Source organism: Limosilactobacillus caviae, from assembly GCF_014635905.1.
In the GTDB taxonomy this organism is placed as follows: Bacteria; Bacillota; Bacilli; order Lactobacillales; family Lactobacillaceae; genus Limosilactobacillus; species Limosilactobacillus caviae.
The window spans coordinates 31,491-54,484 of sequence record NZ_BMDS01000005.1; the positions used below are offsets into that span (position 1 = coordinate 31,491).

Annotated in this window: 30 protein-coding genes and 1 tRNA gene; 26 read left to right on the plus strand and 5 right to left on the minus strand. The window is 37.2% G+C overall.

Annotated features, from left to right (window positions below; genetic code table 11):
- Positions 1–33 precede the first annotated feature (33 nt).
- Positions 34–1,683 carry a putative polysaccharide biosynthesis protein gene (locus IEU90_RS07430; protein WP_188357936.1) on the plus strand — a complete coding sequence of 550 codons (1,650 nt, stop codon included), beginning with the start codon at positions 34–36 and terminating at the stop codon, positions 1,681–1,683.
- 76 nt (positions 1,684–1,759) lie between these two features.
- Here IEU90_RS07430 and IEU90_RS07435 read toward each other — a convergent pair whose 3' ends face one another.
- Complete coding sequence (locus IEU90_RS07435) at positions 1,760–2,620, minus strand: NAD(P)H-hydrate dehydratase (protein ID WP_188357937.1); 861 nt, start codon at positions 2,618–2,620, stop codon at positions 1,760–1,762.
- An 88-nt stretch (positions 2,621–2,708) separates the two neighbouring features.
- Here IEU90_RS07435 and pepV point away from each other — a divergent pair, with 88 nt between their 5' ends.
- The 3 genes from pepV (at position 2,709) to IEU90_RS07450 (ending at position 5,791) form a co-directional block, all read left to right on the plus strand.
- On the plus strand, positions 2,709–4,112 hold the full coding sequence (gene pepV, locus IEU90_RS07440) for a dipeptidase PepV (RefSeq protein WP_153710398.1): 1,404 nt from the start codon (positions 2,709–2,711) through the stop codon (positions 4,110–4,112).
- Positions 4,113–4,137: 25 nt separating this feature from the next.
- Positions 4,138–4,650, plus strand: coding sequence for a universal stress protein (locus IEU90_RS07445; protein ID WP_153710397.1), 513 nt, complete (start codon positions 4,138–4,140; stop codon positions 4,648–4,650).
- A gap of 154 nt (positions 4,651–4,804) precedes the next feature.
- Complete coding sequence (locus tag IEU90_RS07450) at positions 4,805–5,791, plus strand: glycoside hydrolase family 73 protein (protein WP_153710396.1); 987 nt, start codon at positions 4,805–4,807, stop codon at positions 5,789–5,791.
- 44 nt (positions 5,792–5,835) lie between these two features.
- Here the strand turns inward: IEU90_RS07450 and IEU90_RS07455 are convergent, their stop codons facing one another.
- Positions 5,836–6,468, minus strand: coding sequence for a deoxynucleoside kinase (locus IEU90_RS07455; RefSeq protein WP_153710395.1), 633 nt, complete (start codon positions 6,466–6,468; stop codon positions 5,836–5,838).
- 215 nt (positions 6,469–6,683) lie between these two features.
- Between IEU90_RS07455 and IEU90_RS07460 the strand changes: the two genes are divergently transcribed.
- The 6 genes from IEU90_RS07460 to IEU90_RS07485 all read left to right on the plus strand — a co-directional run bounded on the left by IEU90_RS07460 (position 6,684) and on the right by IEU90_RS07485 (position 11,039).
- Entirely contained in the window at positions 6,684–7,292 is a 609-nt protein-coding gene (locus IEU90_RS07460; protein WP_153710394.1) for a hypothetical protein, read from the plus strand.
- 81 nt (positions 7,293–7,373) lie between these two features.
- On the plus strand, positions 7,374–8,390 hold the full coding sequence (rbsR, locus tag IEU90_RS07465) for a ribose utilization transcriptional repressor RbsR (protein WP_153710393.1): 1,017 nt from the start codon (positions 7,374–7,376) through the stop codon (positions 8,388–8,390).
- Between the two features lie 55 nt (positions 8,391–8,445).
- Positions 8,446–9,369 (plus strand): ribokinase, encoded by a 924-nt coding sequence (rbsK, locus tag IEU90_RS07470; protein WP_153710392.1) that lies wholly within the window; start codon positions 8,446–8,448, stop codon positions 9,367–9,369.
- Between the two features lie 122 nt (positions 9,370–9,491).
- Complete coding sequence (locus tag IEU90_RS07475) at positions 9,492–9,737, plus strand: hypothetical protein (protein WP_153710391.1); 246 nt, start codon at positions 9,492–9,494, stop codon at positions 9,735–9,737.
- Complete coding sequence (locus tag IEU90_RS07480; protein ID WP_153710390.1) at positions 9,724–10,401, plus strand: CPBP family intramembrane glutamic endopeptidase; 678 nt, start codon at positions 9,724–9,726, stop codon at positions 10,399–10,401. The genes IEU90_RS07475 and IEU90_RS07480 overlap by 14 nt, the downstream gene beginning before the upstream one ends.
- A gap of 359 nt (positions 10,402–10,760) precedes the next feature.
- On the plus strand, positions 10,761–11,039 hold the full coding sequence (locus tag IEU90_RS07485; RefSeq protein ID WP_153710389.1) for a heavy metal-binding domain-containing protein: 279 nt from the start codon (positions 10,761–10,763) through the stop codon (positions 11,037–11,039).
- A 327-nt stretch (positions 11,040–11,366) separates the two neighbouring features.
- Here IEU90_RS07485 and IEU90_RS07490 read toward each other — a convergent pair whose 3' ends face one another.
- Together IEU90_RS07490 and IEU90_RS07495 are read right to left on the minus strand one after the other, a co-directional pair.
- Positions 11,367–12,452 carry a tyrosine-type recombinase/integrase gene (locus IEU90_RS07490; protein WP_188357938.1) on the minus strand — a complete coding sequence of 362 codons (1,086 nt, stop codon included), beginning with the start codon at positions 12,450–12,452 and terminating at the stop codon, positions 11,367–11,369.
- A gap of 687 nt (positions 12,453–13,139) precedes the next feature.
- Entirely contained in the window at positions 13,140–13,568 is a 429-nt protein-coding gene (locus IEU90_RS07495) for a helix-turn-helix domain-containing protein (RefSeq protein WP_188357939.1), read from the minus strand.
- 127 nt (positions 13,569–13,695) lie between these two features.
- On the opposite strand from IEU90_RS07495, the gene IEU90_RS07500 reads away from it, so the two are divergent.
- From IEU90_RS07500 to IEU90_RS07570, 15 genes are all read left to right on the plus strand, one after another.
- Positions 13,696–13,941, plus strand: a complete 246-nt coding sequence (locus IEU90_RS07500; RefSeq protein ID WP_229723645.1) for a helix-turn-helix domain-containing protein — start codon at positions 13,696–13,698, stop codon at positions 13,939–13,941.
- Between the two features lie 12 nt (positions 13,942–13,953).
- The gene (locus IEU90_RS07505) at positions 13,954–14,289 is read left to right on the plus strand and encodes a hypothetical protein (RefSeq protein ID WP_153710385.1); all 336 of its coding nucleotides are present in this window, start codon (positions 13,954–13,956) and stop codon (positions 14,287–14,289) included.
- A gap of 71 nt (positions 14,290–14,360) precedes the next feature.
- Complete coding sequence (locus tag IEU90_RS07510) at positions 14,361–14,975, plus strand: Rha family transcriptional regulator (RefSeq protein ID WP_188357940.1); 615 nt, start codon at positions 14,361–14,363, stop codon at positions 14,973–14,975.
- Between the two features lie 17 nt (positions 14,976–14,992).
- Positions 14,993–15,268, plus strand: coding sequence for a MerR family transcriptional regulator (locus IEU90_RS07515; RefSeq protein ID WP_188357941.1), 276 nt, complete (start codon positions 14,993–14,995; stop codon positions 15,266–15,268).
- Between the two features lie 194 nt (positions 15,269–15,462).
- Positions 15,463–15,774 (plus strand): hypothetical protein, encoded by a 312-nt coding sequence (locus IEU90_RS07520; protein WP_188357942.1) that lies wholly within the window; start codon positions 15,463–15,465, stop codon positions 15,772–15,774.
- 171 nt (positions 15,775–15,945) lie between these two features.
- On the plus strand, positions 15,946–16,221 hold the full coding sequence (locus IEU90_RS07525) for a hypothetical protein (protein ID WP_065532701.1): 276 nt from the start codon (positions 15,946–15,948) through the stop codon (positions 16,219–16,221).
- Positions 16,214–16,498, plus strand: coding sequence for a hypothetical protein (locus IEU90_RS07530; protein ID WP_188357943.1), 285 nt, complete (start codon positions 16,214–16,216; stop codon positions 16,496–16,498). Before IEU90_RS07525 ends, IEU90_RS07530 begins: the two co-directional genes overlap by 8 nt.
- Complete coding sequence (locus IEU90_RS07535) at positions 16,489–16,959, plus strand: hypothetical protein (RefSeq protein ID WP_188357944.1); 471 nt, start codon at positions 16,489–16,491, stop codon at positions 16,957–16,959. The genes IEU90_RS07530 and IEU90_RS07535 overlap by 10 nt, the downstream gene beginning before the upstream one ends.
- Positions 16,959–17,144: a hypothetical protein gene (locus tag IEU90_RS07540; protein ID WP_107720636.1), complete on the plus strand. Its 186-nt coding sequence runs from the start codon at positions 16,959–16,961 to the stop codon at positions 17,142–17,144. The genes IEU90_RS07535 and IEU90_RS07540 overlap by 1 nt, the downstream gene beginning before the upstream one ends.
- A gap of 4 nt (positions 17,145–17,148) precedes the next feature.
- Positions 17,149–18,024 (plus strand): hypothetical protein, encoded by an 876-nt coding sequence (locus tag IEU90_RS07545; RefSeq protein WP_188357945.1) that lies wholly within the window; start codon positions 17,149–17,151, stop codon positions 18,022–18,024.
- A 183-nt stretch (positions 18,025–18,207) separates the two neighbouring features.
- The gene (locus IEU90_RS07550) at positions 18,208–18,609 is read left to right on the plus strand and encodes a hypothetical protein (RefSeq protein ID WP_153710377.1); all 402 of its coding nucleotides are present in this window, start codon (positions 18,208–18,210) and stop codon (positions 18,607–18,609) included.
- Positions 18,610–18,629: 20 nt separating this feature from the next.
- Positions 18,630–19,031 (plus strand): hypothetical protein, encoded by a 402-nt coding sequence (locus IEU90_RS07555; RefSeq protein ID WP_153710376.1) that lies wholly within the window; start codon positions 18,630–18,632, stop codon positions 19,029–19,031.
- Positions 19,032–20,272: 1,241 nt separating this feature from the next.
- Positions 20,273–20,452, plus strand: coding sequence for a hypothetical protein (locus IEU90_RS07560; protein WP_107720646.1), 180 nt, complete (start codon positions 20,273–20,275; stop codon positions 20,450–20,452).
- 1,013 nt (positions 20,453–21,465) lie between these two features.
- Positions 21,466–21,645, plus strand: a complete 180-nt coding sequence (locus IEU90_RS07565) for a hypothetical protein (protein ID WP_065532694.1) — start codon at positions 21,466–21,468, stop codon at positions 21,643–21,645.
- 1 nt (position 21,646) lies between these two features.
- The gene (locus IEU90_RS07570) at positions 21,647–21,829 is read left to right on the plus strand and encodes a hypothetical protein (protein WP_153710375.1); all 183 of its coding nucleotides are present in this window, start codon (positions 21,647–21,649) and stop codon (positions 21,827–21,829) included.
- A 555-nt stretch (positions 21,830–22,384) separates the two neighbouring features.
- Here the strand turns inward: IEU90_RS07570 and IEU90_RS07575 are convergent.
- Positions 22,385–22,468: transfer RNA gene (locus tag IEU90_RS07575), tRNA-Leu, on the minus strand.
- A 122-nt stretch (positions 22,469–22,590) separates the two neighbouring features.
- Between IEU90_RS07575 and IEU90_RS07580 the strand changes: the two genes are divergently transcribed.
- The gene (locus IEU90_RS07580; protein WP_153710374.1) at positions 22,591–22,986 is read left to right on the plus strand and encodes an ASCH domain-containing protein; all 396 of its coding nucleotides are present in this window, start codon (positions 22,591–22,593) and stop codon (positions 22,984–22,986) included.
- Positions 22,987–22,994: the final 8 nt, after the last annotated feature.

Sequence of the window (22,994 nt, forward strand, 5' to 3'; positions counted from 1 at the left end):
GATTAAAATAAAAAGGTAGGATTGCAACAAATCATGGAGGAAAATAAAGTAAATGATTTGAGCGGCACCCCAGTTAAAAAAGATGCGCGCGAAAAAATGTTGAGCGGATCTGCGTGGATGACTGCGGGGAGCATTACTTCACGAATACTAGGAGCGATCTATATTATTCCATGGGTAACATGGTTTGGAACCTATAGTAATGAAGCTAATGCGTTATTTGCTCAAGGTTATAATATCTATTCATATTTCTTAGTAATTGCTACAGCGGGAATTCCGTCAGCAATTTCAAAATTAGTTGCACACTATAATGGAATTAATGAATATGGTGTTAGTAGACGCCTATATCACTCAGGAATGTATGTTTCGATGGCGATGGGGATGATTTGTGCCATCATTATGCTCTTTGGTGCTTCGCTAATGGATAACGGTGACCCCAATGTTATTCCCGTTATCCAATCCTTGGCGTGGGCCGTTCTGATTATTCCAGCAATGTCGATTACGCGGGGGTTCTTACAAGGTTATAATTGGATGGCCCCGTCAGCAATGTCGCAGTTTGTTGAACAGTTTTTTCGGGTTGTTTATATGCTGCTGGCGACATACTATATTATGAAAATTAAGCATGGAAGCTGGGTTAGCGCTGTTACTCAGTCAACGTTCGCTGCGTTTGTTGGTGCAATTGGCGCAATCATTGTGCTAGCAATTGCGTGGATGCGTCACCTAAATGAAATGAATGACCTTGTCCAGCACAGCGTCTCTAATACTGAAGTTTCGACTACTAGCTTAATTTTTAAGATTGTTTATCAATCGATCCCCTTCATTATTATTGAAGGTGGGATTAACCTTTACCAATTAATCGACCAGTATACATTTCCCCGAATGATGTCAATGGTCGGTCATTTCTCACATTATCAGGTTACGGTGCTATATGCTCTTTTCTCATTTAATGCTAATAAGCTATATATGATCGTAATCTCATTAGCATCAGCAATGGCGGCAACAGTTATCCCGCTTTTAGCAACTGCACGAGCGCAAAATGATCATGAGGGGATGCGGAAACAAATACAAAATGTTCTCTTGTTATTTTATTTTGTAATGATTCCGGCTGCCCTGGGATTGTCTGCAGTTTCACAACAAATATATACTGTCTTTTACCGTTATGATGCTGCGGGGGTAGTTGTTCTTCAAGTGTCAGCTTATATCTCGATTTTGCTTGGCCTCTATACTGTGGGGGCAGCAATGATGCAGGGGATTTCAGAAAATAAACGAATGATGACCTTCCTGGGTATTGGCGTAATCGTCAAATTTATTGTTCAGTTCCCATGTATCTGGATTTTTGAAGGGGTCGGACCATTAGTAGCGACTGGTATTTCAATGTTCGTTGTGAACTACTTGATTCTTCATTCGTTCAATATGGAATTTACTCTTCGTTTCGATAAGATGGCGGTACCGACTAATCAAATTTTATCTTATTCACTGGTGATGTTTGCTGGTACAAAGATTGTAATGTTAATCATTGGCCATTTTGTTAGTCCATATGGGCGCTACACTGCTTTCTTCTCCTTAATTCCAGGAGTAATAGTAGGAGCAGGCATTTATCTTTATCTCTGCTTGAAGTCCCGGTTAGCAGATCAGTTACTAGGACCACGGGTAGAAAGATTACGAACAATTTTGCATATTAAATAACAATGCATAAAAAGAGGTTCAGGACGAAAGATTATCGTTCTGAACCTCTTTTAATAAGAATTTTAATTTAAGGCTTTTAACCTAAAAAACCAATATGATGATCATCTTCAAGTTTTTCCATTTTCTTCATAAAAGTTGGTAAAGCACGACTGATTTGGTGGGGAAGGACAATATACTGACTTTCCGCAATCTTTTCGGCAATCGCACTGTGCGCATAAACGGCAGCAAGGACAGCTTTTTCAGGCTTGTCATTAAATTCGGCAGTAAAGCCCCCAACCATTCCAGCGAGAGTATCACCCATTCCGCCGACAGCTTGGGCAGGCGTACCGATCGGCAATTGATAAACGTGGTCATTTGTGTAGATTTCAGTATGGTGTTTCTTTAAGACAACGGTGGCACCGAGCTTTTCTTGTGCGGCCTTGTTCTTATCTTCAGTTTGGTCGCCAATTTTGATTCCGGAAAGTCGTTGCCATTCCATTTCGTGAGGGGTATAAATGATGTTTCCCTGTGGTTGCTCAAGCTTTTCCATCGCCATGAGGGTAATTGCGGACCCATCAATAATCACATTTTGCTTTTCATTTGTGTTTGCAAAGACGTTTTTTAAAATTTGTAAACTGGTATCGTCATTTCCGAGCCCAGGACCGACTACGACACTGGTAGCTGCTTCGGTAAGATTAGCGACAAGGCGGTCATCAGTAAAATCGGCAAACATTGCTTCTGGCAGCTGCGCGTGGAGGGCACCAGAATTACTCTCATCAGTGGCAGTTGTTACTAATCCCGCACCAGCACATACCGCAGCAGTTGAAGCCATAATAATCGCTCCGCCAAAATTACGGTTTCCGCCAATTAAGGTTACTTTACCAAAAGTACCTTTAAAACTGTTCTCAAGACGCGGGGTAATAACGTCCTTTAATATTTGGTCAGTAAGTTTTTTCACAGCTAAGACTCCTTATTATTTTATTTAATAGACAATTTAATGGTATCATTAAAATTAGTCAAAGTAGAATATTTTGGAGGGATTAATCTTGACCGATTGGATGAAAGCCGCAGAGGCACAAAAAGAAAATTATTTAAATGACCTAGTATCATTAATGAAGATTCCAAGTGTACGGGACGATTCAGCCGCAACTGATGAGTATCCGCTTGGTCCCCGTCCAGCCCAAGCTTTGAAAGCATTTTTAGAGATGGCGGAACAAGATGGATTTAAAGTGAAAAATATTGATAACCTTGTTGGATATGCTGAATGGGGTGAAGGTGACGAAACTCTTGCAATTTTAGCTCACCTCGACGTGATGCCGGCAGGTAAAGGATGGGACACGGATCCATTTGACCCAGTTATTAAGGACGGTAATTTATACGGACGAGGAGCTTCAGATGATAAAGGGCCTGGAATGGCTGCTTACTATGCCTTGAAATATTTGAAAGATCAAGGTGTAAAGTTTAATAAGAAAGTGCGCTTTATTGTTGGTACTGATGAGGAAAGCAACTGGACAGGAATGCACCGTTACTTTGAAGTCGAACCAGCACCTACGCTCGGCTTTTCGCCAGATGCTGAATTTCCGGTGATTAATGGTGAAAAGGGTCAAGTATCACTTCTGCTTGATGTGCCAGCCGGAAATAGCGATGCTTCCACACAGTTGGTCAGCTTTGAGTCTGGCTTGCGATTTAACATGGTGCCGCGAGAAGCAGTAGCCCTTATTCGGACAGATAGCCCACAAGAAGTTACTAATGATTTTGGTCACTTTATTGAAGAAAACCCGGTTGACGGTAATATTGAATCAACGGACAAAGGACTTAAAATCACTGTTATTGGTAAGGCTGCTCATGGGATGGAACCGGAAAAGGGAATCAATGCTGGTACTTACCTTGCTAAGTTCTTGAATCGGTATGACTTTGCGGGTGGTGCGAAGAGTTTTATCGAATTTCTTGCCGATTATCTTCATTTAGATACGCGAATGGACGGGTTTAATGGTGCTTTCGCCGATCCGGTAATGGGTGAATTAACAATGAATGCCGGTATTTTAAACTTTGATGCGGATAAAGGCGGACATATTGATATGAACTTCCGCTTCCCTAAAGGTATGACTCCAGATAAGCTTGAAAAAACAGTTAAAGCAATTGCTGATAAGCTCCAGATAACAGTTACCCAAGGGCCATCACAAGAACCCCACTATGTTGATCCAGACGATCCGATTGTTAAAACATTAATGCAAGCTTACATTAATCAAACTGGTGATGCCAATGCTAAGCCAGAAGTTGTCGGGGGCGGTACTTATGGCCGTCTTATGAAGCGTGGCGTTGCATTTGGAGCGTTGATGCCACATACACCAAATACGATGCATCAAGCAAATGAATATCAGCCGGTTAATGACCTAATCACGTCAATGGCTATTTACATGGAAGCGATTAATAACCTCGTTACAGACTAAGAATGTGCTAAAATAAAGGTAAAAGATGGAGGTGTCAAGAATGAGTTATCAAAAAATTCTTGTTGGTGTCGACGGCTCTAAGCAAGCTGACATGGCCTTTGAAAAAGCTGTTGATATTGCTAAAACAAATGATGCTAAACTATATTTATTGAGTATTATCAATGGTGAACGCTATCCAGCAACTGGTCCTAGTGGTTATAGTTTTGTTAGTCACAGTATTTATGATTCTGCAATTGAAACGATGCAAAAAAAGCTGGCTGACTACAAGAAGCGTGCTGTAGCAGAAGGCATAAAGGAAGTTGAAACTAACGTCGAAGTTGGTAATGCAAAGGTTGAGCTTGCTGAACGGTATCCAAAAGAAAATGATATTGATTTAATCATTATTGGCGCAACCGGATTAAACGTTGTTGGTCGTCTGCTTGTCGGTTCAACAGCGGCATATACTATTCGTGAAGCACCATGTGACGTTACTGTTGTTAAAACAGACTTGAAAAACAAAAAATTGGCCATAAAGGAATCAACATATCCAGAAATGTAATTAAAAATAAGAATGAGGATTCTAGGGCTGCTGCAAGACAGTTTATCGAACTTTTCATTTGTCGAACATAAAGGTTGAGGAAAAATTTTCTCAATCTTTTTTTATTTTAAAAATGCAAATTCAAAATTTCCTCGTATATATATTATAGGACGTTATGAAGGAGTGTTTTATTGTGTTAAAGCGACGTGTTATCACTAGCACATTAATAATATTAACGGGTCTTAGCGGGACTGCTCATGCTGATAGTATTCAGCAGGCTCACTATGATGCATGTGAAGATGTTAAAAATTTAAAACCGATTGATGAAGGGCAACTAGCCAGCCATGATGAGGAATATATCAATGCATATTTAGCCGAATATGAAAGTGCGATTGACAATCTTAATAGGGAGCCTAATTCATCAGAAAACAAAGAAGAAGCACAATCAATTTCTGAACCAGATTTGCACACTTATTTACCCCAGCTTCCTTCCGCAATTCAAGCAAAATTTATTAATCGGATTGCGCCAGTTACCCAGCAAATCGGTAAAGAGTATGATTTATACCCTTCAGTTATTATTGCCCAGGCGGCTTTAGAAAGTGATTGGGGCTGTAGTATGCTAGGAAAATCGCCATATAATAACTTATTTGGTGTTAAGGGTTATTTTGATCAGCAGACTGTGTCACAGTTAACAACCGAATATGATCCGCAAGGGCAGAAGCTGCAGGTTTTTAGTAATTTTCGTCGATATCCTAATGAGTATGAAGCATTAAAGGATTATGCCAAAACATTAGATGATCCGCTTTACCATGATGTTCATCGGCAGAATACCAGTAGCTATCGTGACGCCACTCGTGCATTACGAGGACGTTATGCTACAGATCCGCAATATGACCAGAAACTAAATCGTTTAATCGACACCTACCAACTTACTAAGTATGATGATCAGGTTCGTAGTGGAAACGAAAATATGAAGCCGCTTCCACTTGCTAAGAAGGAAATGGCAAGTAATTCTACACCTGCAGTAATTGATAAGCATCCTGTTCAAGCAAGTAAAACTGACCTCGATATTCCTCAATATATCCCGTTACTTGGTGGGATTGGGACGGTGGGATTAATTAAAGTCATACGGCAACGTTGGAAGAAAAAGAAAAAAGCATAAATGTGTTGAAAATAGGTTTCAACACATTTATGCTCCTTCATTACTTATCTTAATGATTTTAGACGTTCGTCGATCATTGCTAAAACTGCATCAACATTCTTAGGATCTTCAAGGTCGTAACGCTCTAAATCAATTTTCATTTTTGGACTAGCATCGTAATCTTTATACCATTGCTTATAGGCGCTCCACATTTTGTAATAGTAATCCTTTAATTCTGGATTAGTATCAATTTGTTCATAATCGCGCCCACGTTTCTTGATTCGATATAGAATTGTTTCAAAGTCAGTCTCAGAATAAACCATTAAATCTGGTGCGCGCTTTGGTAGTTGCTGGAGATCATTCATCATATTATCGAGAAGTTTTAGATATACTTCAAGTTCAGTATCTGTAATGTTGCCTTCAGCGTTATTTTCTCGCGTAAACAATGCATCTTCATAGATTGAGCGGTCAAGCACGTTATTGTCGTCAGCGAGTGCTTGCTTAATCATTGAAAATCGTTTGTTTAAAAAATAAATTTGGAGTAAAAAGCCGTATTGTTTTGGATTTTTATAATACAGTGGTAAAACTGGATTTTCTCCGACTGGTTCAAAAAATGCTTTTGTATGTAAGTGTTCGGCAATCTTTCCAGTTAAAGTTGTTTTACCGACACCAATCATCCCTGCTGTAATAATCACCATAATGGCCCCTCTTTACTTTTTTGTCACAGAAAACATCTTACTACAAAATATTGTGGAATGACACACCTAATTTTACAATATTTGGTGGCTATTGAATTTAGCTTATCGTAGTAAAAGTTATTACATCTACATTGTTAGCGATTATAATAGAAATTGGAATGTGATCAAATTTTTTTAATTTAATTATTTGAAAAATCAATTTTAAGGAAGTAAAGATGAGAAAAGAAAATGAAAACGAAAACCGGGTTCAATTAACGCTTGCTAAGCAGCAGGGGACGCTGATTGAGGTTCATAACCTGCCCAATGATGAATATTTTAATGTGGGGTTTGTCATTGCCTTAGACCCAGTATTTTGTTTAATGATTAGTATTGACTGGGACGGCAAAATTAACGGATTGATTGCTATTCGGATTAAAAGTATTTTTTATACAGAACGCCATAGCGATTACTTAGTGAATATTTCTGAAAAAACAAAAGTAGCACATACACATAATTATTTTGATATTTGGCAAGTACAAAAATTTATTGATGAGCATCCAGCAATCACGCGAGGAGATTTATTATCAAATCTCTTAAATGATTCGTATGTAAATCGCCTTCCTGTTGTTATTGGGACAGAAAAGTATAAGGGGAGCGATGACTTTACGGGAATAATTACTGCGTTAAATCCGATTAATCTTACGCTTCGTTATTTTAACGATCATGATTTATCTTCATTATGGGAATATGATATTTTACGAGCCCAAATTGATTATATTCGTGTTCGCGGGACCCAAATGGCAACAGGGAAACAAATCCTTAAAGATATTTTTAATGAAATGTGATTGCAAAATAGGTCATTTTAGTTTAAATTAGTTAAATGCAATTTAGTTGATAAAACTGTTTACTAAAGAGGTTGGACAGCGATGAAAAAGAAAATAACAATTCGGGATTTAGCAAGAGAAGCAGGAGTTTCTGTTACAACAGTTTCTCAAATTTTAAATAATAAGGGTGATCGTTTTAGCGCAGCAACACAGGAAAAAGTACTTGCGTTACGTGATAAATATAAATATGTGCCTGATTTTAATGCACGGAACTTAATTTTGAAAAGTGCAAAAACTATTGGAGTACTTGTTCCTAATATTGCTAACCCGTTTTTTGGTACGTTTATTGAAGGTGTTCAAAGTATCGCTCGGGAGGCGGAGTTTATTCCGCTGGTATTTAGTGCTAATCGTGATCCTAAACTTGAAAAGCACTATCTTTCGCAGATGATTGAACGATCAATTAGCGGATTAGTAATTGCTAGTGCTACCATGACAACTGAAACAATTAAAGAAGTCATCTCATTCAATGATATTCCATACATTCTGTTTGACCAGAATCATACGCAAGAAGGCGACCGTGTTCAAACAAATGATTATCTTGGCGGTCAAATTGCAGCTAAACATTTAATTGAATTAGGTCATAACCATATTGCGGTTCTTACATCTGATAATCCGACGGAAAATTTAAATCATCGGATGAATGGCTTTGAGAATGTGATTAATGAAAATGGGTTAACAATTGATGCTCACCATGATGTTATTCGGGCGCCCTTAACCAAAGATGGTGGCTATAGGGCGGCTAAAAAGGTCTATGAGACAGGAGCGTCTGCGGTTTTTGCAGCAAACGACGAGATGGCAATTGGACTATTACGGGGCCTGCATGAATTGGGAGTACAAGTTCCTGATGATATTTCTGTAATTGGCTATGATAATATTTACTGGGATGATTATGTTTACCCACGACTTACAACTGTTCAGCAGCCAATATTTGATTTAGGCGCAGGTGCCACTAAAATGCTAATTGAACAGATAGACCATAATAGTAATGGGGCACGTGTGCAAAACTTTCCAGTAAAATTAATTAAACGTAATAGTACAAGTTCCTATCGGCAAAAGTAATATGGTATGATGGTATTATCAATTAGATGCCGATTGTTTAAGGAGGAAATAATTAATGACAAACCATGTAACAATTGTAGGTAGTTTAAATGTTGATACGACAATGAAAGTTAAGCGGATGCCATTACCTGGTGAAACAATTGCTGCTTTAGATAAGACTAATGCTGCTGGGGGTAAAGGGGCAAACCAAGCAGTTTCTGCTGCACGTTCTGGTGCCGACACAGCTTTCGTTGGTCAAGTTGGTGAAGATGCCGGTGGTAAGATGATGATCCAAGCTTTAAAGGATAATAATATCAATACAACCGGAATTCATGTTGATGAAAATGCTGGAACAGGTTCAGCAGCTATCTTGTTAGATGAGAGTGGTCAAAACAGTATTTTGGTATATGGTGGTGCCAACCAACAATTAAGTGTTAAAGAAGTTGAAGATGCACGTGATCAAATTGCTGGTGCAGATTTTGTTATTGCCCAATTTGAAACACCACAAGATGCAACATTACGGGCATTTGAAATTGCTAAGGAAAATGGTGTTAAAACAATTTTAAACCCGGCACCTGCTCATAAGATTAATCCCGACTTACTGAAACTTACTGACTTAATTATTCCAAATGAAACTGAAAGTGCTACTTTAACCGGTATTATTGTTACTGATGAAACCTCAATGTTAATGTCTGCTGCTAAGTTTGCACAAATGGGTGTTCGCAACTTAATTATTACTGTTGGGGCAAAGGGTGCTTTCTATTGTACTCAAGACGGTTATAACTTTATTCCGGCCTTTAAGGTAAATGCTGTTGATACAACGGCAGCTGGTGACACATTTATCGGTGCACTTTCTTCCCAATTAAAGCCTGATATGAGTAATATTGAAAAGGCATTGGTATATGCTCAGCGTGCTAGTTCATTAGCTGTTCAAAAACTAGGAGCATTGCCATCAATTCCTACACATGAGGAAGTTATGGCTGCTTCAAAGAATAACTAAATAAATTAATATAATTTAGTGATAAAAGGAGGGTAAGGAAACCGGATTTCCTTACCTTTTATTATTTCAGACAATAACTTGCGATTTATTTTCTGATTTAGTAAACTGTGGATCAAATAATAATGGAGGTTTTACTTGTGAAAGCAGAATTTATCCTTAAGGTAGTTATTCCGCCATTTATCATTTTCGCGATTTTAGTGTGGCTAACAATTGAGCACTATATCTCGGGGTGGGTTATGTACCTGTTGTGGGTAATCGGTTTTGTAGTGGCAAATATTATTGTGACTAAAATCTCAACCCGCTGGAGTATTCAACGTATGCGTGAAAAACGAGCAAAGGAAGAAAAACAAAAAAATGAAAAAAATTAAGCAATCTTGGATTTTTAAAGTGATTTTAATTGCCGTAATGTTAATTGCAATTGAAATTCCTCCTATTGCCGTAAGATTTGCATTGCATTATGCAAAAACAAATCAACTAGCTGTCTACGGTTTTATGGCCTTGTTTATTTGCCTCATGCTCGTAATTATTTGGTGGGCGCGACGAACTTATGAGTCGTATAACCAATTAGGAAAACCAGCGGGTATTAAGGTTGGTCAGATTATTGGTAGTTATTTAGCTATTATCATCGGAATGGATATATTGAGCTATTTCAATCGCTTGCTTTATCATCAAACTGAAACTGCTAATAATGCAGCGCTTGGTAATATGCTCGGTCATAATGAAGTTATTACGGTTGTATTTGTATTTTCTGCCGTTATTCTAAGTCCTATTGCGGAAGAACTTATTTTTAGAGGGACGCTTACAAATATGTTCTTTAAGCGTGGAAATATTTGGCCGAAAATGATTCTTTCAGGAATTGTTTTTTCAGCAGGGCATATGAGTAGCAATCCTATTAGTTTTTTGATGTATGCCTATATGGGAATGGTCCTTGCTTTTATTTATTTACGAACAGCGGATATTCGTAATTCGATTGCGGTTCATATAATTAACAATGCAATCGCAATGTATATTCTCTTAATGCAAGTTAGTTAAATTTATCTATTGTAATCGCTTTCAAAAGATGGTATATTATGGGTGTGGAAAGAACAGAAACAGAGATTAATATAAATTCTCGTTAATCAATTTAGCGCCGAAAGAAAATTGAGGAGTAGGCTAGAAGCAACATAAGAGTGACACGAAACCTCGAATTAAATATTTATGTAATGAATTGTCACCAGGGTGCACTAGATTGATAATATAATGCGACTTTGCGGAAGTTAGAATCAAAAGTGGATAAATAAAATTAGTTCCTTAGCAAAGTGGCAGATTCTTTCCGTAAAATAACAAAGAGACTGGAATATTTCCAGTCTCTTTGTTATTTTAAAGTGGTAATGATTTTAGGAGGATGGCAGATGTTTTTATCAACTGAGGGGTTTCCACAGGCACATCGAATTTTAGGGATTGTTAATGCTACTAGTCATCTAGCAATGCCATCTGAAGCTATTGATTCCTTCGAGTCAATGGATCAGTTATTTAGTGATGTTCAAGAGAAATTAAGACAACGTGCAAGTGAAAAAGGTGCAGATGGTGTTGTCGAAGTTCGCTTTACTACAAATGTGGCTAACATGCAAGTGGCACCTAAATTCTTAGTATTAACAGCATATGGCACTATGATTCAATTTATTAAATGATTGATGGAGAAATGTTTGATAAATTGGAGCGTAGTATTACTTAAGGTATTGTTCTGTGTATTAATACCAAAATTAATTATAAGTTTAACGAAAATTCCGATTATTGCAGAAATGTACTGATCGGGATTTTTTGCGTGTGCTAAACATGTACCAAAGTGACCGATTCATGCTATTTTAGGCTGCTTCTGTACATAAATAAAAAGCTTATAAATGTTGATTTAACAGCATTCATAAGCTTTTTACCTTTAAATAATGCCTCAGGCAGAAATACTAAACCTTGATATAACAGGCTTTGAGCTTTGTTTTGTCGTGAGTTTGTCGTGAACTCTATAATTGAGCCAGTTTATCAATGATTAGCGTGTCATTCTTAGCCTTGTACTCATCCACCAAATAAGAATAAGTATTTAAGGTTACAGTGATATTTGAATGTCCTAGACGTTTACTGATGGCGTATATATCGACACCTTGACTTAACAAATAGGCAACATGAACATGGCGCAAGGAATGAAAGTGAAACCCTTGCTTTTCAATACCACAGTCATTCATAATAGACCGTAAACACTTATTCAATGCGTTACTTGTTGGAATAGTTTCTAACACGTTTTGAAACACCATAACACTGCTATTAGCTTTCAATTCAGCTAAATGATTGAGCAGTTGACGATTAACCTTAATCGTTCGCTTGCTAGATTCGGTTTTAGTTGGTTTGAAAGCTTTTTTCTTTTCATTCCACGACTTAGTGACAGAAATTGTAGCGTGTAAAAAATCTATATCTTTCCACGTGAGCGCCTGTATTTCGCTCTTTCTCATCCCCGTATAGATAGCCGTTAATATCATGTAACGGCTGGTATTGTAGTGATTGAGCTTCTTATTGACTTCATTTTTCAGTGTTACTAACTCATCATGACTAAGGTATTCAACTTTGCGTTCTCGCTCTTTATTAGCTACTACTTTGACGTTATGCGTGAAGTCCTTGCTGATAATATCATCATCAATTGCATAACCAACACATGAACGGATAGCATTGTTGAGCTTGTTTACACTGTCTCTAGCATGATTAGCACCATACCAGTTAATAAAAGCTTGATAATCAGAGCGCTTGATGTCCCGTAGTCGTGTATCTTTCCAGTAGTTTTCAATGGCTTTCCGTATGACCTTATAACGGTTTTTCGTAACATCAGTAATACCATTTTCCTCATAGAGTTCATACCACCGCCAATAATACTTAGCTAGTGTCATATCTTTTAAATCAAGGTTCACTTGGTCTAACTCTGCTTCTAGTTTATTGGCTGCTTGTAGTGCTTCACGCTTTAAATTAAAACAGCCGGCTGATTTCTGGTGCCACTTTCCCTCGTTATCTTGGTAGCTTGCATAACCGTAGTATCCTTTTTTCGCTTTTCTTACATAACTCATAAAATTACCTCTTTCAATCGCACAGCTTGCCAACGTGGAATATTGGAGGTATGTATTTGAGTTTCGTAGCCGTATTTTCGGCCACCAAAAAGGGGATGTACTGAGCCAAGTTTTCGGCTGAGTGATATTCACTCCGTAATTTTGCTGAGCTCAATTTTGAGCCGAGTAAAGATGCGCGCAATTATGCGCAGATGTACTTACCCCAAAATTGAGGTGAGTAAGATGTCCTCAATTTTGAGGAGATATAATCAGCCGAATTTTCGACCAGTTAAACATAGGCTCAGAATTTAGCAAATGTCCCCAAAACTGGGGAGATGTTAGCAAGGCAATTGCGTTAAAAATCAAACGCAATTTAACGCTTTTATACGCTTTGAGTGCAATTAATCATCCCCACCATTAAGGGGATGAGATACTACATAAAACGATTAATAGTTAATGACCACTACCTCAGAAAACCTCAGATTAAACAGCTATACATTAGCTATATTCAGCTATCTATCAGCAGAAAGAAGCCAAGCACAGCAAAGGTTACAACGTAAAATGTGCAGAAAAACAGCAGATTAATTGCTACAAAATACTACATAGAACAATGACACTACCTCAGAAAACCTCAGATAAATTAGCTCTCTAGTAACCCTATTTAAGTGTCTAATAACTTATGGAAGTACGTTACACATGAAGACCCTGCTATAAATCCCCAGAAGGATCATAATAGTTTGGGTCAATATTATCAATTTGATTTTCTAAATCTGCCAACTTGTCTTCTGTACTATCTAAAACGATAGCAAAAGCTTCAAATAATTGTTCTCTTATTTTATCGTTTTTGGCTTTGTCATCATTAAAGTTAATCTTATTAAGAATTCTACCTATACTTTCGTAAGGATCAGTTCTTTCATAGCTCAATCCTTGAATATAGCTTGTACTTACATCGAAAAACTCTGCGAGTTTCTCCCAAATTTCATCATTAGGATTTCTCTTTTCATTTTCGTATTGGCTTAACGTATTATCCCGCATACCGACTTTTTCGCCTAGCTCTTTCAGAGTTAGGCCTTTTTCTTTTCTCAATTTTTTAATTCTGTTGTGATGTTTATAACGATAATAGGAATACTCACTCATATATTATCACCTTCTTTGCTCAATTAAATAATATCATTATTTCACAAAACTGTGAACATTTTCATTGACATTCACATAATTGTGAATTAATATTTACTCACAGTTATGTGAATAGAGGTGGTATTAAATGCCTATGTATTTATCAGATAAACAAGTAACAGCTATCAAACGCAAACGTGGTGAACTTAATTTATCTACTGTAGCACTTGGGCGTGAACTCGGTTTAAGTCGATGGACGCTAGACAACATCTTTAAGCGTAACCATCGCAAGGTAACGCCAGCAACTTATAAGAAGTTAAGTGATTGGCTTATTGACGAGTATGCAACGGCGGATATTGCAGACAGTACAGCAGTAGCAACACAAGACAAGTAGAGGTGACAAGGAATGACAGAAGTTAAGCAAGATATGAAGACAGCCCCATTTGAGGAGCGAGAGACAATTATTTCTTACGACCGCCAAACGGAGACGTGGCACATTTACACGGACGAACCCAAGCACGCTAGAAAGTATGAGAAATACATAACTCATCCCCAGCGCAAAGGTTATAGCCCATCAGGTCAATTAATCATGTTAGAGGGTGATATTGATAAAGGAACGGTTTCCATTAGCAAGAAAGTACGCCTTACGGAAAAACAAAAAGAAAAACAGAGGAAAGTGTTACAAAAAGCCCGCATTTCTCACAGAGTTAATTTGCAAACAGAGAAAACAGGCATCAACTAGTTAATTCGATAAATTATCCACATCGATAAAAGAACTCTCAAAAATACAAGACAAGTAAGGGGATGGATTGAATGAACGATTTAGTTTTCATGCACGGTCTAAATGAAGAACCATATACCACAGATAAAATCATTGCTGAATGTAGTAATAATCAATTGAAAGTAGTTAAAAACCTAATTCGCAATCACAAACAAGATTTAGAAGAGTTCGGATTTTTGCACTTTGAAAATGCTAAATTACCTGGACGAGGACGACCGCAAAAGACCTACCACCTTAACGAGCAACAAGCTACTTTACTAATTACCTACTTGGATAACACACCAGAGGTCAATCAGTTTAAGAAAAATCTAGTCCGTGAGTTCTACCGTATGAGAAAAGAGCTTAATCAACGACAGATTAACCGAGCTATTGAAAAGCCACAGCGAAAATCATTAATGGACGCCGTAAAGGATTGGCCACACGTTACTCAATGGAGTTATCGCAATATGACACAGCTTTTATTGAAGCGTGCAACTGGTGGAATGACAGCACAGCAAATTAAGAAACAAAGACACGTCAAAGTTGCGTTAGATGGTCTAACACTCAAAGAACAAGAACGATATAAGCAATTAGAAAATATCGCAATCGGTCTTGTGGGTCTCAACAAGACGTGGGACGAAGTAAAAGGCGTTTTGCTATTGGCTTAATGATTGGAGTTGAGAAGATGGAAAGTTTACAAGTGCAGTTGCCAGATGATTTACAGGAAGCGACTAAAGCAATGATTGGGGATGCACTCAATAAAGCGATTAAGGATGTTCAAACTAAAAACAGCTTCCCACCTTATCTAAACAAGGGAGAAGCTAGCGCCTATTGTGGTGTATCACGGGGTATCTTCAATGCTTGGCTTAAAAAGTATGACATCCCCACAATCCAGATTGAGGGTGTTAGTCGTTTCAGACGAGAAGCCTTAGATGGTTTTATGCAACAACACGAAAAATAAATAATATCAGCTTGCCAGCGTGGATATTGGAGGATTTATTATCATGAAGCTTTTAACAACTATTGATAAACACATATTAAGCTACTGGGACACAGCACCAAGTGAACGGCTATGGGCTTACCTTGCTACCTTGCCTGTTGTACTCGTAGCAATGAATTTAATCGCTCAGTTAATCAAGTAAAGGAATGAAGCCGATGAAGCAACTAGACAAAGAAGAGCAACAACTATTGGACTTGTTGCCTAAAGGGATTGAACGCCCTCGACCACTCAAAGAATTAGTGAAACTCACTGGATGGAGCAATCGCAGAGTTAGAGGAATTATCTATCGCTTAATCGTGCTTCACCATGTACCAATTGGAGCGCAGTATAACCGCCCAAACGGCTATTACATCATTACCAATAACGAGGAGCGACAACAAGCCTTAGCACCGCTCACCTCGCAAATAGCAATGATGAGTAAAAGAGCAGAAGCACTTAGTAACGTAGAATTAGAAAGTGAAGAATAATGTTTAGACCAAATAAAAAAGCCGTCAAATGCTACTCACCGACCAAAGTAGTTAGCATTTAACAGCAACAAAAGAATAAGAACAACGGATAAAGCCCGTTGCTTTGCTTATTCTAACATATTTCAGTATTTAAGACGGGAAACATCCCCAACAAATGGAGGAATAAGATAAATGGATAGAACTACTATTAATCAAATAGAAGGCGTTAATGTCACTCTTGAAACTGTTTTAGGACTAGCACAGACAATCAGTGACTTAATAGAGAATGATATTTCGCTTTTTAATATCTACCCTAGCAATGATGAAGGCGAAAAATGGCGGATGAAGCGATTAGGCAGCAAATTAAATGCGTTATCTAGCGCTACTATTACCGCAACAGAAAAAGCCCAACAGCAAATTGATCTAGTTGTTAATGAGTTACTAAAAGGCGGTGTCAACAATGACTAAAAGCATAGATAAGCTGATAGCAGACCATAAAACCATGAACGGATTAATTTCATCCCTAATCGATTATCACGAAAGGCTCAATGATTATTTAGCTCCATGCTTAAAGGATGATTACACTCACAATGATTTAATTAGCCTAGTCTTAACGGTCAAGTATCAGCAAGATATTATCAGCGCTTTACATGAGTGTTTAGAGTGTCTAAATGATAATGATTTAGAAGTACTGCAACGATTAGCGACCCTTGAACTCAAATGCGGTGACACAGAATGCAACTAGTTACTCTTACGGCCCCAGACGGACACCGTGAACGTTGGGACATGAAAACTACTTACCTCGCCCTGCTCTCGTGGTATTCATATCTTAAAGACACCGAGAACAGCAAAAAACCAACGGAACTCGCCACCCGTATTAGTAAGTTCGTTGGGGATGATATTAAGCAAGTTCACACCTTTTTAGTTTACTTAGACGGCTTCAATGGTGACTTATATTCTAAGTTGTCCTTGCTAACGAACAACGATGATAAAAACACCACTCGCCTTTATTTCATTATGAAGTCGCTTAACAATCCAAATTACTTAGCGCACAACAAGCGAGAAGAGCGAGAACGCCAAAAGATTGTTGAACGCATTGAACAAGTCACAAATAACGATGTTGAAATGCTTAAACGACTTATCGCTTTAACAAAGCTATTTATTGACGGGCAATTAAGTTATAAGAACATGGAGGCGTATAAGTAATGAAATTGCTTCAAGCAACTAATCAAGATGGAAATTTGATATTAAATGACTTTGCGACAGGAAACGAAATTAGTAAACGAATATATTGGCGTGATAGCACCCCTTATTATCTAAGTAAAGGCGATGACTTGCTAATTCCTTTTAAGGCTATCCGTGTAACTAATGTTTACCAAGAGGAGGATTAAAGTAATGGCACAAAGAAGAATGATTAGTAAGTCAATACACCAAGACGGACGCTTTTTGACTTTATCGCCTGTAAGTAAAATTCTTTACGATGATTTAGTGCTATATGCTGATGATGATGGCTTTTGTTCTGATGTTTCTTTAATTAATTTGATGGATAAAGCAACCGCTGAAAACTATAGCGAATTGGAACAGGCGGGGCTTATTGTTAATGTTGAGGGAGTTTACTTGATTGTTGACTGGCTAAATACTCAATTATTAAATCACTATTCTAGAACTTCTTTTCTCGATTTATCCAGTAAGGTATTTATCAGAATTGATTTTAAATACACAATAAACGCAGAAGATAGAAATATTGCCTTGCCATTAGATGATTGGGTAGAGAGAAAAAATCGCAACAGACAGATAAATCTTAAAGCCTTGCAACAACAGCGTTTGAAAGGTGTGGTAACCCAAAAGGTAACGAACGGTAAACCTAACGTAAACAAAAAGATTACTAAAGGGTCACCTAGTATAGATAAGAATAGTATAGATAAGAGTAGACTAGAACAGTACAGTACAGCTCAGAATAGCAAAGAAAAGATCAATAAAGAAAATAACTACAAGTATATAAATAGTTCTTCTAATGGGGGTATGGGGGAAATTCTTCTTAACGACGGCAGTTCTACTTCCTCTATAGAGAATAATGCTACTACAGAGAATGGAGGAAACAGTGGAGAAAGAGGTGAAGTAGATAATAGAGTTAATAATCAATTAGATACTAACAACAACCAAGATAACATTAACAGTCTATTCAACTACTTAAACGGTATATCACCTACTGACATCCCCAAAGATAATAAAAGGCTTGCTGATGTTTTTGATATGTTAATCCATCCATAACGGCTATGAAATTGAGGACATCCAATTAGGAATTGATAACATTATGAACGTTGCTAATCAAATGCCACAATATCAAAATGAACAATCATTAGCCAAGCTATTAATACAGCACCTACCCGAGTACACCAAGCAAACATTGGAACAATCCTCTAGTAATGACTAAGACACAGAGGTGATGCATTCATGAACCTAAAAGAATTTGAGAGAAGTCTTTCTAACTTTAGCGCTGGATATGAGACCTATACTAAATTGATGAGTGATATTAAACGATTAGACAACCTAATCCAAGCCAACGAAAAGCAATTAAACGATAGCTTAATCAAGATACCATTTACCCACTTGTATTTTGTTGATGGTCTAGGTATTTTCAAACATCAAACGCCTACTCTGCTCAAACAAAACAGGCAATTAATAATTAAATACAATCGAAAGCTAATAAAAGCCAAGAAGCTTTCTAACTCCCTTCTTGAACAACTGGGCAGGATAAGAAACGATTATCTAACTAGCAATGGTGAGGAAAGCGAAGCAAAAGATAAATTAGCTAATAAATATTTGAAGCAGTGTGGGCAGATTAGACACCCTTAAAAAGAAAGGACAAATAAACAATGAATTTTAACATCAAATACCCACCGTTAGTTGAGCAAGCCTACAGTCATTTTCTTTCTATTGGCTTGCATCCTAACAAGGACAAACTCTATAAAATGCTAGTTGATGAGGGAATGATTGACGAGCTAGGCAATCCTACTCAACAAGCAATTGACGAGGGTTTAGTAGAAGTAGCTGGGAACAATCCAATTGAACGCTTTAAGGCTGAAAATCCTCTTGTGGCTCATATTCCAGATGAACATTTCAAAGTACAAGGTAATCAAGTACTCATGGACTGTTACGCTGTAAGTGTGGCAGCCACTACAATACTAAATGATCCTACAGCACCACAGGAGCAGAAAGAAAACGCTCAAAGTCTATTGGATAAAGTGAACAGCCTAGACCATAACGAATGGCATTAATTAACAAATATTTCCGGCACTTTCGGCGGTCTTAAAAAAGTATGACCTACGAAAAATAACATCCCCTCTTTGCCGTTAATACAGCGATATAGAGGGGATGTTGTCATTTACTCGGAGGAAAAGGAAGCAAAAAGCGTGCAATGCTTTACTAGCCCAAATGCTGATATACCAATAACTTAACTGTAATTTTTCGTTATCAATTGCACGGAAAAGGAACTTGTATAAAGTTTGACTGCTGAAAATTCAGCCACGAAAACTCGACAGTGAAAAATATATAACGTATTAAATTAGAACCTTGCTTATTTAAAAATAATCAGCAGTTTTAAAGCCGATAGCGTCTGTTTAATATAATTATTCATTTATGAGTTAAAACTGCTCAGACGGCTTTAAAATGGAAATTAGCATATATAGAAAAATGGAGTTGATTTAAATGTTCGCTGTATCGTGTTTATTGATTGTTGTTATTGCTTATGAGTGATTAGCTGTAATCATTGATATAATCACATTTAACACCAAAACTAAAAGCAAGAAAGAGCAATATTCGCCCCTCTTTTGCTATCAAAATAGACCATACTAAAAAGCCCCCGTTATCTTTCAACGGGGGTTAGTTTATTGATACTTTGGGAACGCACATCGACTTTTTTGTACGACAAATTCCAACAAAAAAAGACGCTCTACTGTGAGTGCGCCCCTTAGATACAAACTTAAAGCAATTCATTATATCACATGATTTTATTTACCCTAAAAAGGGTATGAATTTATTCTATCAGTTAGCATTCAATATTAGAAGCTCACCTGTTATTGAATATGCTTATGATAGTTATATATAATATAAGCATGGCAAACGAGAGGGAGTAGCTACCCTTGAATTTACCTAGATGGAATACAGGCAACGGCCAAGCGTTACCAATTACATGGTAGACCACAGGAGGCGTTGGCCTATGTTTTGTTATCTACCAAGCAGGAGAATATAACGGCGTTTGCTATTTCAGCGTTAATACTCTCGCAAGCTTTTTATTGGGTTTGTCGTGGAATTGCGCTAATAATAAAAGCACTCAAGCAATAGCCTAAGTGCTTTTATTAACGTTCTTCTGTTTGTAGACCATCGGGCGTTAGGTTCTAGCACAACCTAGCGCCTTTTTACATAAACAATTATAACATGTGCATATAACTATACAAGATATAACTTTACGCTATAAGACACTATATTACACTATATGCAATTTAAGGGGATGTTTTTCATGGTTACACAAGCACAAATGCGAGCTACAAGACGATACAAGAAACGACACCCAGAAAAGAATAGACTTTATCAATATCGCTCAAATGCTAAAACGTTTATTAAACACTATGCAGATAAGGACGACCTAGACAAATTAATATCACTAGCACAAGAGCAAAAAGCTAAGCTAAGCGATTAAGTGACGAGGGCGCAAAATTGCGCTTACCCGTAAAAAAACAAGTTAACTAACTAAAGGACGACCTAGACAACTAGACCGCCCCTTTATTTTGCACCACTCAATTATTTAATATCGTACCTTATCGAATGCACGTAAAGCAAGAAAGGTATGCATATAAAATGCCATACTAAAAAGGCGCTTTTTTTAATGCTCAGATTAAAAATGATGGCAAATGATGGCACGATGGTAGGAAATGGTAGGATAAAACATCAATATCAAAATAGCTAAATCATTTGAGATTGCATTTAATGGATGGTTGCAAATGGTAGCATAAAAAAAGAGTAGCCATCATAAGCTACCCTTGATATTGTCGAAAAATTAACAACTTTACTTTTCACGCCCCATAGGTATTTTAGCATATTATCTTGAGTATAATTTAGTGCGCACCCTCATTAAAAAGTGTGCACACAAAAGAAAAAAGTATGCATACAAAAACGAGAAAGGTTGCACCCTATTTTGATAGCCCTTGAAAGCCTCTAGCTTTACGGTTAAAACCTAGTAAATCCTAGGATTTTATTAGTGTTAAAATGCTCAGAAATGCTCGGATTTTATAGGTATCTAATGCTTGCAAATGCTAACATTTTCTACTAGCGGATGTTGGGAAATGTTGGAGTTAAATCGTTGAGAAATGTTAAGGTTTTAATGCTTGCAAATGCTAGCATATTTTTCAAATATTTTAGTATTCCTTATTGCCACCGTTGATACATATGTATATAATATAGTTAGCCCCTAAGGAAAGGGGGTGATTAAATTGCGCTTAAAAGTAAATAAAAAGCCCCGCAAATTAAAGATAAGACTTACACTCAATATCTTTATAATGCTGGACTTCAAATTAACTATTAAGTGGTGATTAATCACCGCCCTAAGAGTTGCAAGTTGGTAGCTCAACTCTTAGGGGCTTTTCATATGTATATTATAGCATGACTTAGATGTTCTTTAAATCAAGAATAATTAGTAAAAGCGAGGGATGAAATATGAAGCGCCTTAAATACCAATCAAAGAATAAACACGTTACTATTTCCCTAGACGTATACTCTCCTCGAGAAACGGTGGCAATGTGGAAACAAGATATTAAGAAGTTCAAGAAGTGGCTTCATACACCAAAGGATAAACGTAAAAAGCTATTTGAATTTAAGATTGAAAGGGAAAAATAACATGGCACTTACTGAATCACAGCACAAGGCAATTAACAAATACCGTAGTAAAAATAAAGCACAAGTACAGTACATTAACCGCCGTTCAGTTGCTAAGAATTTCATCTTAAAGAGTGCAACGCAAGAAGACATTGATATGCTACTAGGCTGTATCAAACAACGGCAAGAAGAATTGAGCGACTAAGGACAGCTAACGAAATATGTTAGTTGTCTTTTTATTTACGCTGTAAAAACTGCTTAAATTGCACTAAAAAGACGCTCTACTGTGAGAGCGCCCTTGAGATATAAAAAAATAGCAAATCTATTATAACATCCCCCGCCCTGCATTGTTGAGAAGAGAGAGGCACACATTACCGTATTTTTATTTGCGAGGGCTGTTTTGAAACTTTTTAGGTAGGGGGGCTGTCCTTCCCTAGCCTTTGATATATCAACAATCATAAAAATTAAATTATCTAAAACATCCCCTTTTTAGCAATTAATCGGGGATACTTTATCAATAATTCCGACAATTCAGACACCCTAAAAGGAAAATGGCTGAATTTTCCGCAGATATTTCCACAAGCAAAATAAAAAACCACCTAAAAACAGGTGGCCCACGTTGGCAAGAAGATATATTATTTTGTCGTGAAATTGTCGTGGATTTGATTAAAAATAGTGTTCTATAGTGTAAACCTAAAATTAAAAATACTGATATATCAACGATTTAGACACTATCGAAAAGTATTTAAAATATAAAAATTGCCTCAGGCAGGATTCGAACCTGTACATGGATAACCATACAACGACCTGAACGTTGCGCGTCTGCCAGTTCCGCCACTGAGGCACTAAACTATTTTGTAACACTACTAAGTATACCGAACTCAATAAAAATTACAAGTGTTTTTTGCCGCGGCATGATAACTAAGCTACAATAAATAGTATTTATAACCTTAAAAGGAGAATTTCATGAAAGCTTTATCAATTCATCCCGAATACGCAATGGAAATACTTAATGGCAATAAAACAGAAGAATACCGAACTTGGACAACCGCTTACCGTGGAGATCTATTAATTTGTAATACGGCTAAGAAAACACGTGGAGCAGTTGCTGGATATGCCTTATGTGTTGCAAAAATAGTCGATATAGAAAAACGTTACGATGGAGATCAGATTTGCTATGCTTGGAAAATCGCACCATTTGAAACCGGTGGATCGTATTGGATTGAACCCTTAAAAGTAAAAGGGCAACGTAGATTATTCAATGTTGATGATGTTTTAATAAAGCCGGCACCTTTTTCCAATCCATTCTCAGCAGTGGGGGAAGCCTGGTATCAAGAAAAGATTATTCCTTTAATCCATTAGTATATTTT